The 14354-nt window shown below is 73.1% G+C and carries 18 protein-coding genes; 12 read left to right on the forward strand and 6 right to left on the reverse strand.

The window, feature by feature from the left end:
* The first annotated feature begins 2 nt into the window (after nt 1–2).
* Both MicB006_RS31175 and MicB006_RS31180 read left to right on the forward strand, forming a co-directional pair.
* A complete protein-coding gene (locus MicB006_RS31175) occupies nt 3–452 on the forward strand; it encodes an ATP-binding protein (RefSeq protein ID WP_116510928.1) in 450 nt (149 codons plus the stop codon).
* Between the two features lie 60 nt (nt 453–512).
* On the forward strand, nt 513–1397 hold the full coding sequence (locus MicB006_RS31180; protein WP_116510930.1) for a DUF5926 family protein: 885 nt from the start codon (nt 513–515) through the stop codon (nt 1395–1397).
* Between the two features lie 12 nt (nt 1398–1409).
* Here MicB006_RS31180 and MicB006_RS31185 read toward each other — a convergent pair whose 3' ends face one another.
* A complete protein-coding gene (locus MicB006_RS31185; RefSeq protein WP_116510932.1) occupies nt 1410–2633 on the reverse strand; it encodes an arginine deiminase in 1224 nt (407 codons plus the stop codon).
* A 162-nt stretch (nt 2634–2795) separates the two neighbouring features.
* Between MicB006_RS31185 and MicB006_RS31190 the strand changes: the two genes are divergently transcribed.
* The 4 genes from MicB006_RS31190 to pheA all read left to right on the forward strand — a co-directional run bounded on the left by MicB006_RS31190 (nt 2796) and on the right by pheA (nt 5724).
* Nucleotides 2796–3533 (forward strand): hypothetical protein, encoded by a 738-nt coding sequence (locus tag MicB006_RS31190; protein WP_073831104.1) that lies wholly within the window; start codon nt 2796–2798, stop codon nt 3531–3533.
* A 145-nt stretch (nt 3534–3678) separates the two neighbouring features.
* Nucleotides 3679–4131, forward strand: coding sequence for a hypothetical protein (locus MicB006_RS31195; protein ID WP_073831105.1), 453 nt, complete (start codon nt 3679–3681; stop codon nt 4129–4131).
* A gap of 104 nt (nt 4132–4235) precedes the next feature.
* Nucleotides 4236–4757, forward strand: a complete 522-nt coding sequence (locus tag MicB006_RS31200; protein ID WP_225980586.1) for a hypothetical protein — start codon at nt 4236–4238, stop codon at nt 4755–4757.
* A gap of 10 nt (nt 4758–4767) precedes the next feature.
* A complete protein-coding gene (gene pheA / locus MicB006_RS31205; RefSeq protein WP_116510934.1) occupies nt 4768–5724 on the forward strand; it encodes a prephenate dehydratase in 957 nt (318 codons plus the stop codon).
* 43 nt (nt 5725–5767) lie between these two features.
* On the opposite strand, the gene MicB006_RS31210 is transcribed toward pheA, so the two are convergent.
* From MicB006_RS31210 to MicB006_RS31220, 3 genes are all read right to left on the reverse strand, one after another.
* Entirely contained in the window at nt 5768–6487 is a 720-nt protein-coding gene (locus tag MicB006_RS31210; RefSeq protein ID WP_073831107.1) for an AIM24 family protein, read from the reverse strand.
* A 95-nt stretch (nt 6488–6582) separates the two neighbouring features.
* Nucleotides 6583–6927 (reverse strand): metallopeptidase family protein, encoded by a 345-nt coding sequence (locus tag MicB006_RS31215; RefSeq protein ID WP_174534013.1) that lies wholly within the window; start codon nt 6925–6927, stop codon nt 6583–6585.
* An 89-nt stretch (nt 6928–7016) separates the two neighbouring features.
* Entirely contained in the window at nt 7017–7445 is a 429-nt protein-coding gene (locus MicB006_RS31220; RefSeq protein WP_013289315.1) for an OsmC family protein, read from the reverse strand.
* Between the two features lie 162 nt (nt 7446–7607).
* On the opposite strand from MicB006_RS31220, the gene MicB006_RS31225 reads away from it, so the two are divergent.
* From MicB006_RS31225 to MicB006_RS31235, 3 genes are all read left to right on the forward strand, one after another.
* The gene (locus MicB006_RS31225; RefSeq protein WP_225980587.1) at nt 7608–8309 is read left to right on the forward strand and encodes a hypothetical protein; all 702 of its coding nucleotides are present in this window, start codon (nt 7608–7610) and stop codon (nt 8307–8309) included.
* Nucleotides 8310–8487: 178 nt separating this feature from the next.
* A complete protein-coding gene (locus tag MicB006_RS31230) occupies nt 8488–9309 on the forward strand; it encodes an HAD family hydrolase (RefSeq protein ID WP_073831109.1) in 822 nt (273 codons plus the stop codon).
* On the forward strand, nt 9309–10121 hold the full coding sequence (locus MicB006_RS31235) for an HAD family hydrolase (RefSeq protein WP_116510938.1): 813 nt from the start codon (nt 9309–9311) through the stop codon (nt 10119–10121). Before MicB006_RS31230 ends, MicB006_RS31235 begins: the two co-directional genes overlap by 1 nt.
* A 39-nt stretch (nt 10122–10160) precedes the next feature.
* Here MicB006_RS31235 and MicB006_RS31240 read toward each other — a convergent pair whose 3' ends face one another.
* Nucleotides 10161–10751 carry a bacterial proteasome activator family protein gene (locus MicB006_RS31240; protein ID WP_116510939.1) on the reverse strand — a complete coding sequence of 197 codons (591 nt, stop codon included), beginning with the start codon at nt 10749–10751 and terminating at the stop codon, nt 10161–10163.
* A 57-nt stretch (nt 10752–10808) separates the two neighbouring features.
* On the opposite strand from MicB006_RS31240, the gene MicB006_RS31245 reads away from it, so the two are divergent.
* Both MicB006_RS31245 and MicB006_RS31250 read left to right on the forward strand, forming a co-directional pair.
* Entirely contained in the window at nt 10809–11636 is an 828-nt protein-coding gene (locus tag MicB006_RS31245; RefSeq protein ID WP_116510941.1) for a S9 family peptidase, read from the forward strand.
* Between the two features lie 48 nt (nt 11637–11684).
* Nucleotides 11685–12908: an ABC transporter substrate-binding protein gene (locus tag MicB006_RS31250; RefSeq protein ID WP_116510942.1), complete on the forward strand. Its 1224-nt coding sequence runs from the start codon at nt 11685–11687 to the stop codon at nt 12906–12908.
* A gap of 64 nt (nt 12909–12972) precedes the next feature.
* Here the strand turns inward: MicB006_RS31250 and ddaH are convergent, their stop codons facing one another.
* Nucleotides 12973–13806 (reverse strand): dimethylargininase, encoded by an 834-nt coding sequence (gene ddaH / locus MicB006_RS31255; protein WP_370013395.1) that lies wholly within the window; start codon nt 13804–13806, stop codon nt 12973–12975.
* Nucleotides 13807–13865: 59 nt separating this feature from the next.
* Here ddaH and MicB006_RS31260 point away from each other — a divergent pair, with 59 nt between their 5' ends.
* Nucleotides 13866–14324: an Lrp/AsnC family transcriptional regulator gene (locus tag MicB006_RS31260; protein ID WP_073831115.1), complete on the forward strand. Its 459-nt coding sequence runs from the start codon at nt 13866–13868 to the stop codon at nt 14322–14324.
* Nucleotides 14325–14354: the final 30 nt, after the last annotated feature.

The raw sequence follows: 14354 nt of genomic DNA on the forward strand, positions 1-14354 counted from the left end.
ACGTGTCGACTGGTCCGGCCGAGCGGTCGTGGTGTGTGGTGGTGCCTCACGACCCGACCGGCGCGCGCCTGGCCCGGCACCGGCTCGCCGACGAGCTGACCGGCGTCGTACCCCCGGTTCTGCTGGCCGACCTGGTCGCGGTCCTCGCCGAGCTGGTCGGCAACGCGGTCCGGCACGCCGAGGCGCTGCCCGGCGGCGTGGTCCGGGTCGCCTGGCGGCTGCGGGTCACCGAGCAGGGGCCGATCGTCGCGCTCCGGGTCACCGACGGCGGTTCCGGCGCCGGCCCGTGCATGCGGGCCGCCTCGCCGGACGCGGCCGACGGGCGCGGGCTGCACATCGTCGCCGGGCTCGCCAGCGGCTGGGGCGTGGAGCGGGACGGCCTGGGCCAGAGCGTCTGGGCGCGGTTCGACCCGGTGCCGGCGCACCGGCCGGATCTGGTCGCGGCCGGCTGAACGCACGGGCAGGCGGGTCCTGCCCCCGCCCGCGCGGCCCGGCATCTAGGCTGTCTCGCCATGAGCAAGCGTCGGAAGAACCAGCGGGTCGGCGAGAGCACGCCCAAGCGGGAGAAGGTGCGCGACGTCTTCGTGCCCCGGCCGTTCGAGGGCCTGGTCGACGAGCCGGAGTGGATCGCCCTGCGCGAGCTGGTCCCGGCCGCCTCCGCGCCGCTGCGGCTCACCCCGGAGCTGATCGAGGAGTACGGCGACCGGCCGGTCACGCTGGCCACCGTTCTGCCGATGGCCGCCCCGGCGATGACCAAGCCGGACGGGCGCGTCTTCATCGGCCTGCAACGGCACCAGCAGTCCGGCGACGTCTCCCGGGACCTGGCCGACGCGCTGATCTCCGCGCTGCGGACCGAGCCGGGCGGTCAGGTGAGCGTGCCGCCGCTGCCCGGGCCCGGCCCGCGCCTCCAGGACATCCTGGTGGACGGCCCGCTGGAGATCAGCATGCACGACGGGTTCGACTTCTGGCTCGACCCGGGCGCCGCCGACGACCCGAACGTGCAGGCGTCCCTGGAGCGGGCCAACTCGGCGATCTACCCGACCGTGAAGCTGGCCGCCGCGCGGGCCGCGTACTGGTGCCAGGTGCCGGAGAAGGCCCACGTGCGGATGGTCCTGCCCGAGGACGAGGACGCGGCGCTGGACGCGCTGTCCCGGCTCAGCGCGGCCGGCGCGCTGACGCTCGGCGACGACACGAAGTTCGCGGGCATGTTCCGGGCGCACGGGCGCCTCGCACCGGTCTGGGACCTGCCGGAGGACACCCCGGCCGCCGAGTGGGAGGCGCCGCTGGCGGAGTTCGCCAAGCGCTACGCCGAGGCGGTCGCGGAGCAGGCGCCGCTGGACGCGGCGGGCCGCCGGTCCCGGCAGGGTCTGCTCGGCCGCCAGCTGACGCTGCGCTGACGGTCCCGGGAGTCAGGCGGGGTCCGGAACCCCGCCTTTCTCCCGCACCAGCGGGCAGGACATGCACCGCGGGCCGCCCCGGCCGGAGCCCAGCTCCGAGCCGGCGATGGCGATCACCTCGATGCCGGCGCGTTCCAGCTGCGCGTTGGTCTCCACGTTGCGCTCGTACCCGACGCAGAGCCGGGGCGCGAGCGCGAGCGTGTTGTTGCCGTCGTCCCACTGCTCGCGTTCGGCGGTGACCGGGTCGAGGCCGGTGTCGATGACCCGGAGCTGGTCGAGGTCCATCGCGTCGGCGGCGGCCCGCAGGAACGGCGCCGGGCCGTCGACCCGCAGGTCGTCGCCGTCCGCGCCGGCGATCACCGTGTACGCGGACAGTTCGTTGGCGATGTTCGGGTACATCAGCACGGCGTCGGTGTCGACCATCGTGCAGACCGTGTCCAGGTGCATGGTGGCGCGTTCCTGCGCGATCGGGACCACCAGGATGGTGTGCGCCAGGCCGGCGGCGAACACCTGCCGGGCCAGCCGCTCCGCGCCGGCCGGGGTGGTGCGTTCGCCGACACCGACGGCGAGCACCCCCGGGGCGAGCAGCAGCACGTCGCCGCCCTCCAGATGCTCCAGCCGGGGGTGGTAGACGAACTCGGTGCCGACGAACCGGGGGTGGAAGCGGTAGATCGCGTCGGTGAGCGTGGTCTCCCGCCGCCGCGCCGGCATGGCCAGGCTGGTCACCCCGACCCGGTCCCCGATCCACACCGACGAGTCGCGGGTGAACAGCAGGTTGGGCAGCGGGTCGATGACGAAGTCGTGCCGGTCCATGAGGGTCCACACCAGACCGCCGGGACGGTCGCCGCCGATGCGCAGCTCCTCGTGGGCGAGCCCGGCGATCAGCACGTCGGCCAGCCCGGCCGGGTCCAGGTACGTGAGGTGGTCGGCGACCCGGCGTCGCAGGGTTTGGCCGAGCCGGCGGGACCGCAGCACCTGCTCGGTCAGTTCGGCCCGGGCGTCCGGCACGGCGAGCGTCTCGGCCAGCAGGTCGGCCAGGTAGAGCACCTCGACCCCGCGGGACCGCAGCGCCGCCGCGAACGCGTCGTGCTCCTCCTGCGCCCGTCCCACCCATGGGATAGCGTCGAACAGCAACGAGTCGTTGTTGCGTGGGGTGAGGCGGGCGAGTTCGGGTCCCGGGCGGTGCAGCAACACCGTCCCGAGCCGGGCGACTTCGCTGTCCACATAGTGGGTCACCCCCGCAGCCTAGGGCAGGCTTGCGCACCATTCGGAAAAGAAGGGTGGATGAATATGGCATTCATCCGCACTCACTCCGGCGCCCCTGCTTGCCGAGCCCCCGGGTGTGCAACGTAGGGTAGTGGAGACATAACTTCGAGAGACCTTTTGCCGGAGGTCGCGATGACTGTCTTTCCCGCTCGTCGAGCCGTACCGAGCAGGGCACTGCCGCCCCGCACGGTGCCGCACACCCGGGTCGAGCCCACCTCGGTGCTCGAACCGGCCCGACCGACTCCACTGGAGTGGGCCCGGCGTCGCCGGGCGGAGCGGGGGGCCCGCCGGTTGGAAGCCGCCGGGGCCCGCGCCCTCGGCCAGCTCGACCATCTCGGGCCCGCCTGGCACGTCATCGAGTGGCCCCGGACAGACCCGGCCGACATGCTGTTCGACCGCGTCCGCGACGACCGGGCCGGGTTCCTGGCGATCGGCCCGAGCGGCCTGTTCGCGGTCACCATCGCCGACCACGGCCGCGCGCGGGTGCTCGTCGCCGGCGACGTCGTCCAGATCAACGGCAAGCGCCCGCCGTACGTGGCGGAGGCGCGCCGGGACGCCAAGCGGGCCAGCAAGGCCCTCTCCGACGCGGTCGGCCTGCCGATCCCGGTCAGCCCGGTGCTGACGTTCGTCGGTTCCGGGGTGATCAGCGTCTACGGGCTGCCGAAGGACTGCCTCATGGCCACCCACCGGGAGCTGGACCGCCTGCTCGTGGCCGGCGGAAACCGGATCAGCCCGGCCACCGCCGAGAAGCTGTCCCGCGTCGCCCAGGCGCCGTCGACGTGGTTCAACGGCACGTACCGTCCAACCGCCGACTACCGGTGGTACGACGAGGGCCGAACGGCCGCTGACAAGCGGGCCGCCCACCGGTAACGTCTCCGGCGACGCCACGCGGCCCCCGGCTCCGCCCCCCGACTGGTTCCGTCGGTCCGCGTCGTCGCCGGCCGCCCGGCAGCCGATGCTCCCGCCGCACCGACCGGCTAGCGTGGACAGACCGTCGGTGTACATAGGAGGCGCGGTGGCCCACGTCGAACTCTCACTCTCGGACGTGTTCGCGCCCCCGGCGGCCTCTACCGAGCAGGAGTCCGACAACTTCGGGCAGTGGTCCGGCATGGTCTCCCGGGCCGCCGAGCCGTGCCTGCTGATCGACGCCGGCACCACAGTCGTGGCGATCTCCTCGTCCGGCTGCGCGCTGCTCTGCCTGGGCGCGCCGGAGGACGTGATCGGCCTGCCGCTGCTGGAGGGCGGCCTGCGCCTGGTGGACTTCACGGCCAGCCCGAGCGAGCTGACCGAACAGGAGACCGACAAGATCCCGCCGCTGCTCGCGCTGCACTCCGGGCGGCTCGCCCGGGGCCTGCTCCGCGTGCAGGGGCCCGGCTCCGACGCCGGCCGCACCGTCGACGCGATCTCCACCCCGGTACTCACCGACGGCGTGGTGGCCGGCTCGCTCACCTTCCTCTCCGCGGTCTGAGCTGCGACGAGGCCCGGCACGCTTCACCCGGGCCCGCACTCCTCCTACGATGGGCTCGACCCCGCCATACGACGACATCCCTCGATGCCCCGAGGACACCCATCGTGCTCCGCACCCCACACCCCCGTCGCCGGTGCCGCCTGCTGGCGCTGCTGACAGTGCTCACCCTCGCCGCCTGCGGCACGCCGCCCGAGCTGCGCACGCCGCCCGCCGTCGCCACCGGTGCTCCGGTCCCGCCGGCGTCCGCCACGCCCACCGCGAGCGCCACACCGGCCGCGCCGGTCACGCCGTCCGCGCCCGCGCTCTCCCCGTCCACGCCGGTGGCGGCGACGCCGTGCCGGGGCCGGCCGTCCGGCGACCGGATCGTCACGCTGCTGCGCGGGTCCGCCGGAGTGCTGCCCCGCGACGTCCGGGTCACAGTGACCACCGGCCCGCTCTGCGCCGAGGGCTGGCAGTACACCGTGCTGGCGGTCACCGGACACGAGGAGCTGCAGGTGGTCACCCGGGGCGACAGCGGCACGCCGACCCTGGTGACGGCCGGGACGGACGTGTGCGGCGTCGAGGTGCGGACCCTCGGGCCGCCCGGCATCCGTACCCTGGCCTGCGACGGCACGCCGGGTGCGTAGGCTGGTCGGCATGCCGGGAACACCGCCGACCCGCTTCGTCTACCTGGGCCCCGAGGGCACCTTCGCCGAGCAGGCCCTGCGAACAGTGCCAGCCGCCGAGCGCGGGGAGCGCACGCCGGCCCGCAGCGTCGGCGAGGCGCTCGACGCGGTACGCGCCGGCGAGGCGGACGCGGCTCTGGTGCCGCTGGAGAACTCCATCGGCGGCGCGGTCGGGGTGACGCTCGACGAGCTTGCCGAGGGCGACCCGTTGGTGATCACCCGGGAGGTCGTCCTGCCTGTGGAGTTCGTGCTCGCCGCCCGGCCGGGCACCACGCTCGCCGACGTGCGCGGCGTCGCCGCCCACCCGCAGGCGTCCACCCAGTGCCGGGGCTGGCTGCGCGAGCACCTGCCCGACGCCACAGTTGTCGACGTGCTCTCCAACGGCGCCGCCGCGGCCGGCGCGGCGAGCGGCGAGTACGACGCCGCCATCTGCGCCCCGATCGGCGCGACCCGGCACCGGCTCGCCGTCCTCGCCGACAAGATCGCCGACCATCCGGACGCGGTGACCCGCTTCGCGCTGGTGTCCCGCCCGGGACCGCCTCCGCCGCCGACCGGTGACGACCTCACCTCGCTGGCCGTCTACATCGCGCACGACCGGGTCGGCGCGCTGCTGGCGGTGCTCATGGAGCTGGCGGTGCGGGGCGTGAACATGACCCGTATCGAGTCCCGCCCCACCGGTGAGGCGCTCGGCCGGTACGTGTTCTTCCTGGACTGTGCCGGGCACGTCGCCGACGTACGCCTGGGCGAGGCGTTGCAGGGGCTGCGCCGGGTCTGCGCCGACGTGCGGTTCCTGGGGTCGTACCCCCGGCACCGCTGGAACGCGGCGGCGGGTGACCGGCCCGCGCCGGCGCCGAGCGGGCTCTCCGACCTCGACTACGCCGATGCGGCGGCCTGGGTGGCCCGGCTGCGGTCCGGCGAGCTGAGCTGACCGGCCCGGGGCGACCACGGCGGGCGCCCCGGGCACCGGGCCGTCACTGCAGCAGGCCGCCGAGCATGCCGCCCTGCTGCTGGGAGCCGCTGCCGGCCACCGGAGGCTCCTCCGAGGGCTGGACCACGACGAAACCCTGCCCGGCGAAGCTCATCGTGAACGCCTCGCCGGTGCTGCGGCCGAGCAGCGTGCCGAGGCCGAGCTGCTCGGCGCGGTGGTAGCCGGTCTGGAGGTTCGCCGACCAGCAGACCGCCGCCTGCGGGTCCACGTACGTCGGCGCGTCCACGTTGAGCACCACCGGGGTGCCCTTGGTGGTGATGGCGATCCGGCCGTACCCGGTGAAGACGCAGTTGAACAGGCCGGAGGAGGAGGCGATACCGGCGCCGCCGACCATCTTGATGTCGTACTGCAGGGTCGAGTCGAAGGCCAGCACGCTGGAGCCGTTGATGGACAGCGCGTCGCCCGGCTCCAGGTCGATGATGTGCACGTCCTTGGCGAAGTCGGCGAGGAACACGTCGCCGCGCCCGGAGACCTTCATCAGCGGCACGCCCTCACCGGTGAGGCGCTGCTTGATGAACTTGCCGATGCCGCCGGAGCCGAGGGCCTGGAACTGCACCTGGCCCTGGTACGCGACCATCGAGCCGACGCGGGCCATCGCCTCGCCGTTCAGCTCGATCTTCAGCATCTTGGAGTTCTGCAACCGCATGCCCGGCTGCTGGGACTCCTTCTCGAGGTTCTCCGCGGAGAACAGCGCGCTGCGCATGGGTTTTCCTCCTGGGTCAGGATGTGCCTGACCACGGAGATTAGGGGACCGGCGCAACCGCCGGGATCAGCCGGGCGGAGGCACGCCGCGGCCGGTCAGCCCCAGCCGAGGGCGTGCAGACGCTCGTCGTCGATGCCGAAGTGGTGGGCGATCTCGTGCACCACTGTCACCGCGACCTCCTCGACGACGTCGTCGTCGGTGTCGCAGATCGCCAGGATCGGATTGCGGTAGATCAGGATGCGATCGGGCAGGACGCCGGAGTAATCCCAGCCGCGAGAGGTGAGCGCGTGCCCCTCGTACAGGCCGAGCAGGTCCTCGCCCGGCGGCGGGTCGTCCTCGACCAGGATGACCACATTGCTCATGAGCCCGAGCAGTTCCTCGGGCACCTCGTCGAGCGCCTCACCGACCAGTTCCTCGAACCGGTCCCGGCTCATCTCCACGGCCACGCGGCCCGGTCACTCCCCCACAATCGGCACGTCGCACGGCGAGGGCGGCCCGCAGGACGCCCTCGCCGTGCCGTACGTGATGGTCAGGCCAGGCGGGCGTTCAGCGTGATCTGCGCACCCGGCGACAGCAGCCGGGAGATCGGGCAGTTCTCCTTGGCCGCCTCGGCCAGCTTGGTGAACTCGGCCTGGTCGATGCCCGGAACCTGGCCGACGGTCTCCAGGTCGATGCGGGTCACGGTCATGCCGGCGTCGGTCTTGTCGAAGTGCACCTTGGCGGTGGTCTCCACCGCCGTCTCCTGGGCGCCGGCGTCGGCGAGCTGCTTGGAGAGCGCCATCGAGAAGCAGCCGGCGTGTGCGGCGCCGATCAGCTCCTCGGGGTTGGTCCCCTCGCCCTCCTCGAAGCGCGACTTGAAGGAGTAGTTGCCGGACAGGCCGCCCTTGCCGGTGCGGACGGTGCCGGACCCCTCGGTGAGGTTGCCCTGCCAGCGAGCGGATGCGGTACGGATAGGCATGGCACGACGCTAACCGAAAGCGGGCCGCGTCGCACCGCACCTCCGCACGACGATCCGGGCCGGCGGGTGTGTGCTGTGCCATGATTCGACGCAGGCCCGCGTACGGGAAGGGTGGCCATGTCACAGGATCTCCCCGTCCCCCGGCAGGAGAAGCGAAACCCCGTGCGGGACGACCGGTCCGACGACACCACTGTCGTCGAGTGGGGTGACGCCGAGCCGGAGTCCTCCGGCCGGGCCGGACGCACACTCGCCGCGCTGGGCCGGGACCGCCGTCTGCCGACGGTGCTCGCCGGACTCGCCACGGTGGCCGCGGTCGCCTCGCTGATCGGCGAGTGGCTGATCATCACGGTGCCGGCCGAGGCCCGGGACGACGACGCGCCCACCCGGCTGACCAGCGGCATCTCCGAGATCGGCGGGTTCGGGGTCGCGTACCTGGTGGGCCTGCTCGGGTTGTCCGTGGCGCTGGCTCTGGCGCTGCGCGGCGCCCCGGCGGTCCGTCGGCACGCCGCGCTCGCCGGGCTCGCCCTCTCGGCGGGCGTGCTCGGCGTGCTGGTCGCGACCGCCGCGTCCCTCCAGCAGCTGGCCCGGCGCATCCTGTTCTTCGTCGGGGACCAGCGCCTCGACGTGGAGCAGGGGCGCGGCCTGGCCACCGCGTTCCTCGCCGTCGCGCTGCTGGCCGCCGCGCTGCGCCTGGCCGGCCGTCCGGCGGGGGACGCGCCCGTGGACGAGGAGCCGGACGACGACCGGCCCGATGACCGGCCCGCCCGGCGGGGCCGGACCGCCGAGGACGACCTGCCTCCGGCGCCCGCGGACCTGACGGTGCAGCCCACGGTGCCGTTCGCGGACCCCGACCGGTCCCGCTGACGCAGCGCCGGCACCGCGCCCGCCGGCCACCGCGGGGCCGTCGTCGCTTCGTCTCCGATTCGCCGGAAAGCCGTGGTTGCCGCCCGTTCCGCGAGATACGGTTGCTGCCCGCCGTCCCATGGTCGCGGCACCGAGGACCTGGTCGGCCGGCGTGACGGCGGCGGGCGAAGGAGGAACCATGACCCGCCCGGGACTGCCCAAGCTGATCGCCACCGACCTGGACGGCACGCTCGTGCGCAGCGACGAGACCGTCTCCGCGTACACCCATCGGGTGCTGGACCGGGTGCGGTCCGCCGGGATTCCGGTGGTCGGCGCGACCGGCCGCGGACCGCGCCTGACCGAACTCACCCGCAACGACATCCGGGCCGCCGACTTCCTGGTGATGGCCGGCGGTGGCCGGGTGGTGGACCAGAGCGACCCGGAGGGGCCGCTGGTGCTGCGCGACGAGCGGCTGCCCGGCGAGGTGCTGGCCCGGATCCTCACCGACCTGGAGGCGGTGGTCGGCCCGCTCACCGTGATGGTGGAGGCGTCGGACGAACACGACGCGCCGCTGTGGGGCGACTACCACCCGAGCTGGCCCTACCCGGACCGGTTCGAGGCGCGCAGCCGGGTCGAATGCCTGTCCTGCGACGTGATCAAGGCGTTCGCCCGGACCGCCGACCACCACGTGGACGAGCTGCTGGCGGCGGCGCGGGCGATCGTGCCGCCGGAAGTGGCCACGCTCACCCAGGCCGGGCTCGGCTTCGTCGAGATCTGCCCGCCCCGCACCGACAAGGCCAGCGGCCTGAGCGTGATCGCTGAGCGGCTCGGCGTGGACCCGGCCGACGTGCTGGTCTTCGGCGACCAGCCCAACGACCTGCCGATGTTCGACTGGGCGGGATGGGCCCGGGTGGCGGTGGCGAACGCCCACCCGGAGGTGCGCGCCGCGGCGGACGAGATCACCTTGCGCAACGACGACGACGGGGTCGCGGTCTACCTGGACCGACTACTGTCCCGGTGATGGAAGATCCACCTCGTCTCGTCGCCTCCGACATCGACGGCACGCTGCTGCGCGACGACCGGACGCTCAGCCCGCGTACCGCCGCGGTGCTGGCCCGCATCAACGCCGCCGGCACGCCGGTGGTCCTGGTCACCGGCCGTCCGATCCGCTGGCTCCAGATGGTGTACGAGCAGCTCACCGAGCCGCTGCCGGCGATCTGCGCCAACGGCGCGGTGGTGTACGACCCGGTCACCGACCAGGTGCTGCGGGCCGACCCGCTCGCCCCGGAACTGCTGGCGGAGGTGGCCCGGCGGCTGCGCGCCGAGGTGCCCGGGGTGAGCCTCGCGGTGGAGATCGTGGACAGCCGGCAGATGCGCCACGAGGCGCACTACCCGCTGCGCTGGGACGCCGACCTCGACGCGATCCGGGCAGTCGAGTCGCCCGAGGAGCTGCTCGCCGCGCCCGCTGTGAAGCTGCTGGCGCGGGCCGGTGAGCAGGACCCGGACGTGTTCGTACAGGTGGTGGCGGGCGCGCTGGAAGGGCTGGCCGAGGCGACCCACTCGTCGTACAGCGGGCTGATCGAGATCTCGGCGGCCGGCGTGACGAAGGCGGCCGGGCTGGCCTGGTACGCGGAGCGGCTGGGCGTCGGCGAGCGGGACGTGCTGGCCTTCGGCGACATGCCCAACGACGTGCCGATGCTGGCCTGGGCCGGACGCGCGGTGGCGGTCGCCAACGCCCACCCGGCGGTGCGGGAGATCGCACACGAGGTCACCGGGCCGAACACCGAGGACGGTGTGGCGGCGTACCTGGAGAAGGTCTTCGGGGTGGACTGACCGGCCGGCCGGGGCGCTCGACGCGCCCCGGCCGGTGGGTCACAGGTACTGGCCGGGCGCGTGGCCCTCGCCACCGGGGCCGGGCATCCCGGGGATGCCCGGGATCACGCCGCCGGGGCCGCTGGGCAGCGCCTGACGGCCCGAGCGCATCTGCTCCAGCTGGACGCGGGCGGCCATCTGCTGGGCCACCAGCGCGGCCTGGATGCCGTGGAACAGGCCCTCCAGCCAGCCCACCAGCTGGGCGTGCGCGATCCGCAGCTCGCCCTCGCTCGGCGTCTGCTGCTCGGTGAACGGCAGCGAGATCCGCTCCAGCTCCTCGCGCAGCTCGGGCGCGAGGCCCTCCTTCAGCTCCACGATCGAGCGCTCGTGGATCTCCCGCATCCGGTTCCGGCTGGCGTCGTCCAGCGGCGCCGCCTTCACCTCCTCCAGCAGCTGCTTGATCATGCTGCCGATCCGCATCACCTTGGCCGGCTGCTCGACCAGGCGGGTCGGGTCCTCGCCCTTGCCCTCCTCGGTCTGCACCGTGCCGACCGGGCGGCCGTCCGGCCCGACCACCACCACGGTGCCGGGGATGCCATCGTTGCCCTGCTCGTCGTCCCGTCCGGAATGCGCTTCGGTCATGGCACCCATCTTTACCCACGCCGACCGTGCGCACGCGGCCGGACCGGAGGGCGCTACGGTCGCCACATGCTCTCCGACCCGCGCGAGGTGCTGACCCGCCCGTCCCCACCGCCGGACGCGACGGTCGCCTACGGCGATCACCCGGACCAGCTCGCCGACCTGCGCCGGCCAGCCGGCGACGGGCCGCCGCGGCCGCTCGTCGTCGTGGTGCACGGCGGTTTCTGGCGAGCCGAGTACGACAGGGCCCACACCGGCCCGATGGCGGCGGCGCTGGCCGCGCTGGGCCACCCGGTCGCGCAGATCGAGTACCGCCGGACCGGCCAGCCGGGCGGCGGCTGGCCGCACACGCTGACCGACGTCCGCGCCGGGGTCGCCGCCCTGCCCGGCCTGGCCGCCGCGGCGCTGCCCGGCCGGGTGGCGCCCGTACCGCCGATCCTGATCGGCCATTCCGCGGGCGGGCACCTGGCCCTGTACGTGGCCGCGCACGCCCCGCAGACGGTCGCCGGGGTGCTCGCGCTGGCCCCGGTGGCCGACCTCGCCGAGGCGTACCGGCTGGACCTGGACGGCGGGGCGGTGGCCGCGCTGCTCGGCGGCTCGCCGGAGGAAGTGCCGGACCGGTACGCGGACGCGGATCCGGCGAAATCCGTACCCGCACCGACACGCACCGTAGTCATGCACGGCGAGTTGGATGTGCAGGTTCCCGCCTCGATCAGCCGGTCCTGGGTGGCCGCCGACCGCGCCGCCGGCGGCACTTCCACGCTGATTGAGCTGCCCGAATGCGAGCATTTCGGGCTGATCGACCCGGCCTCCACCGCCTGGCCCCGGGTGACACAGGCGTTGCGGTCGCTTCACGATGATCTTCAAGGCATTGACGCAGCGTCGCCGACCAGGTAGAACGCCGAAGGGGTGTGCACCATGGCCACCCCGTCGGGAAGGAAGTCGGTGGCACAGATGAACCGCAGGCGAGCCCTGCAAATGCTGGCCGCACTGGGTACCACCGGACTGGCGGCGGGTTGCGGCTCCGGGGAGGCAGACACCGGGGAGCAGTCCGGGTCCGGCAGCCCGATCAAAGTCGGGCTGATCGTGCCCGGCAGCGGGGCGAACAAGGCCATCGGCGACGAGATCACCAACGGCTTCCAGCTCTACCTCCGCCTGCGCGGCCAGCAGATCGCCGGCCACCCGGTCACGCTGGTGCCCGCCGAGGAGGGCACCACCGCCGCGTCCGGCAAGGCCGCTGTGGAGCGGCTACTCAAGGAGGGCGTGCTCGCGCTCACCGGCGTGGTCAGCCCAGCCGTCATGACCGGCATCAAGGACTCGGTCGAGGAGGCCCGGGTGCCGTTGATCGGCTCCAACGCGTCGCCCTCGACGCTGCAGGGCGTCGTCTACATCTGGCGTACGTCGTACGTGCTGACCGAGCCCGGCGAGGCGCTCGGGGAGTACCTGCGCCAGAAGCTGGACGCGTCGAGCCGCATCGCCATCTTCGGCACCCGCGGCCAGGGCAGCGAGGACGTCGTCGAAGGGCTGCGGCGGGCGTACGAGCGGGGTCGCCGGCTCACCGAGGACCCGATCTTCACCGACGACTCCGACAACCCCACGCGAGAGCTGTACGCCGGGCCGATCCGCAAGGCGCTGGGGCGGAAGCCGGACGCGGTCTTCTGCCACTACTCGGGCACCCAGGCCGTCCAGTTCGTCAAGCAGCTCTACGCCCAGGGCTACCGGGGGCCGATCTACGCCCCCGGGTTCCTCACCGAGGGCACCGCGCTGGACCAGCTCGACGACGGCGAGAAGGGCCGCGACCGCAAGCTGATCGAGGCGAACGGCCTGGAGACCGCGCTCAACTACTCGGCCGACCTGAACAACACCGCCAACCGGATCTTCGCCTCGGCGTACCGGAAGACGTTCAACTCCGCGCCGACCACGTACGCGATGGCCTCCTACGACGCCGCGCTGGTGCTGGACAAGGCGATCCGGCTGGCCGGGGGGAACCCGTCCCCGCAGCAGGTAAACCTGGCGCTGGGCAAGATCGGCCAGGTGGACAGCCCGCGCGGCACCTGGCAGTTCAACCAGACCCGTACCCCGCAGCAGAAGTGGTACCTGCGCCGGGTGCAGACCGACGGCCGGCTGCTGTCCAACATCGTGATCAACGAGCTGGCCACGCTGGGCTGACCGGCTCCCGTACACGTCGAAGGGCGGTCTCCCCGCGGGGAGGCCGCCCTTCGCGTGCCGGGGCTCAGTGCCGAAGCTCGGCGATGCAGCACTTCACGCTGCCACCGCCCTTCTTCAGCTCGGCCAGCTCCACCGGGACCGGGTGGTAGCCGGCCGCCTTCAGCTTGCCGGCCAGCCGGGTCGCCTCGTTGTTCAGCACCACGTTGAGCCCGTCGCTGACCAGGTTGAGCCCGAACGCCAGCGCGTCCTCGTCGTCCGCGACGATCGCGTCCGGGAACAACTGGGCCAGCACCCTCTGGCTGGCCGCGGAGAAGGCGCCCGGGTAGTAGACGATGTTCTCGTCGTCGATCGAGGCGAGCGCCACGTCCAGGTGGTAGAAGCGCGGGTCGATCAGGCGCAGCGAGACCACCGGGCGGCCGAGCGCCTCCTGCGCCTCGGCGTGCGCGGCCGGCTCGGTCCGGAAGCCGTGCCCGGCGAGGATCAGGCCGCCGTGCGCCTCCGGCAGGTACGCGAAGTCACCCTCGCCCTCATTCGTCTCGTTCGGGGCGATGAACCGCCAGCCCTGCTCCTCGTAGAACGCCCGGTGCGCGGCGGCCTCGGCGGTCCGCTGCTCGTGCTTGAACCGGGCGCCGTAGACCGTCCCGTCGACCACGAACCCGCCGTTCGCGGCGTAGACCATGTCCGGCAGCCCCGCCTCGGGGGTGAGCAGATACACGTCGTGACCGAGCCCGACGAGCGTCTCCCGCAGCCGGTCCCACTGCTTCACCGCCAGGTCGGCGTCGACCGCCGTGGTCACGTCCATCCACGGGTTGATCGCGTACTCGACCGCGAAGTGCTCGGGCGAGCACATGAGATATGTCCGCTTTCGCGAGACTCGCTGCTGGTTCACGGTCACCAAGAGTAGGTACGGTACAACTTTGGTAACAGCCACAAGCATTGCTTCCCGGGAGCAGAACGTTGCAGATAGACGCGGTAGACCAGCGAATCATTGCGTTGCTCGTGGCAGATGCCCGCGCCTCGTACGCGGACATCGGCACCCGGGTGTCACTCTCCGCCCCCGCCGTCAAGCGACGGGTCGACCGGCTCCGATCCGCCGGTGTGATCCGGGGATTCACCGCCGTCGTCGACCCCGCCGCCGTCGGCTGGACCACCGAGGCGTTCGTCGAGCTGTTCTGCGCCGGCCGCACCACCCCGGCCCAGATCGGCGCCGCCGCACGACGGCACCCCGAGGTGGTCGGCGCGTACACCGTCTCCGGCGAGGCCGACGCGCTCGTGCACCTGCGCGCCGCGGACATCTCACACCTGGAGGAGGCGCTCGAACGGCTGCGCGCCGAATCGTTCGTCACCTCGTCCCGCAGCACCATCGTGCTCTCCCGGCTGGTCGAGTCGCCCGGCGTCGGACCGTCAACGGTTTGACCTCAACCCGGCTTCATGTCGTGCACTGGT

Origin of the sequence: Micromonospora sp. B006 (genome assembly GCF_003408515.1) — a bacterium.
Classification (GTDB): Bacteria; Actinomycetota; Actinomycetes; order Mycobacteriales; family Micromonosporaceae; genus Micromonospora; species Micromonospora echinospora_A.

Excerpts from the sequence above, each read along its gene's own strand:
- MicB006_RS31180 (WP_116510930.1), top strand. The coding sequence starts at position 513 with ATGAGCAAGCGTCGGAAGAACCAGCGGGTCGGCGAGAGCACGCCCAAG.
- MicB006_RS31190 (WP_073831104.1), top strand. The coding sequence starts at position 2,796 with ATGACTGTCTTTCCCGCTCGTCGAGCCGTACCGAGCAGGGCACTGCCG.
- pheA (WP_116510934.1), top strand. The coding sequence starts at position 4,768 with ATGCCGGGAACACCGCCGACCCGCTTCGTCTACCTGGGCCCCGAGGGC.
- MicB006_RS31210 (WP_073831107.1), bottom strand. The coding sequence starts at position 6,487 with ATGCGCAGCGCGCTGTTCTCCGCGGAGAACCTCGAGAAGGAGTCCCAG.
- MicB006_RS31220 (WP_013289315.1), bottom strand. The coding sequence starts at position 7,445 with ATGCCTATCCGTACCGCATCCGCTCGCTGGCAGGGCAACCTCACCGAG.
- MicB006_RS31230 (WP_073831109.1), top strand. The coding sequence starts at position 8,488 with ATGACCCGCCCGGGACTGCCCAAGCTGATCGCCACCGACCTGGACGGC.
- MicB006_RS31235 (WP_116510938.1), top strand. The coding sequence starts at position 9,309 with ATGGAAGATCCACCTCGTCTCGTCGCCTCCGACATCGACGGCACGCTG.
- MicB006_RS31240 (WP_116510939.1), bottom strand. The coding sequence starts at position 10,751 with ATGGGTGCCATGACCGAAGCGCATTCCGGACGGGACGACGAGCAGGGC.
- MicB006_RS31245 (WP_116510941.1), top strand. The coding sequence starts at position 10,809 with ATGCTCTCCGACCCGCGCGAGGTGCTGACCCGCCCGTCCCCACCGCCG.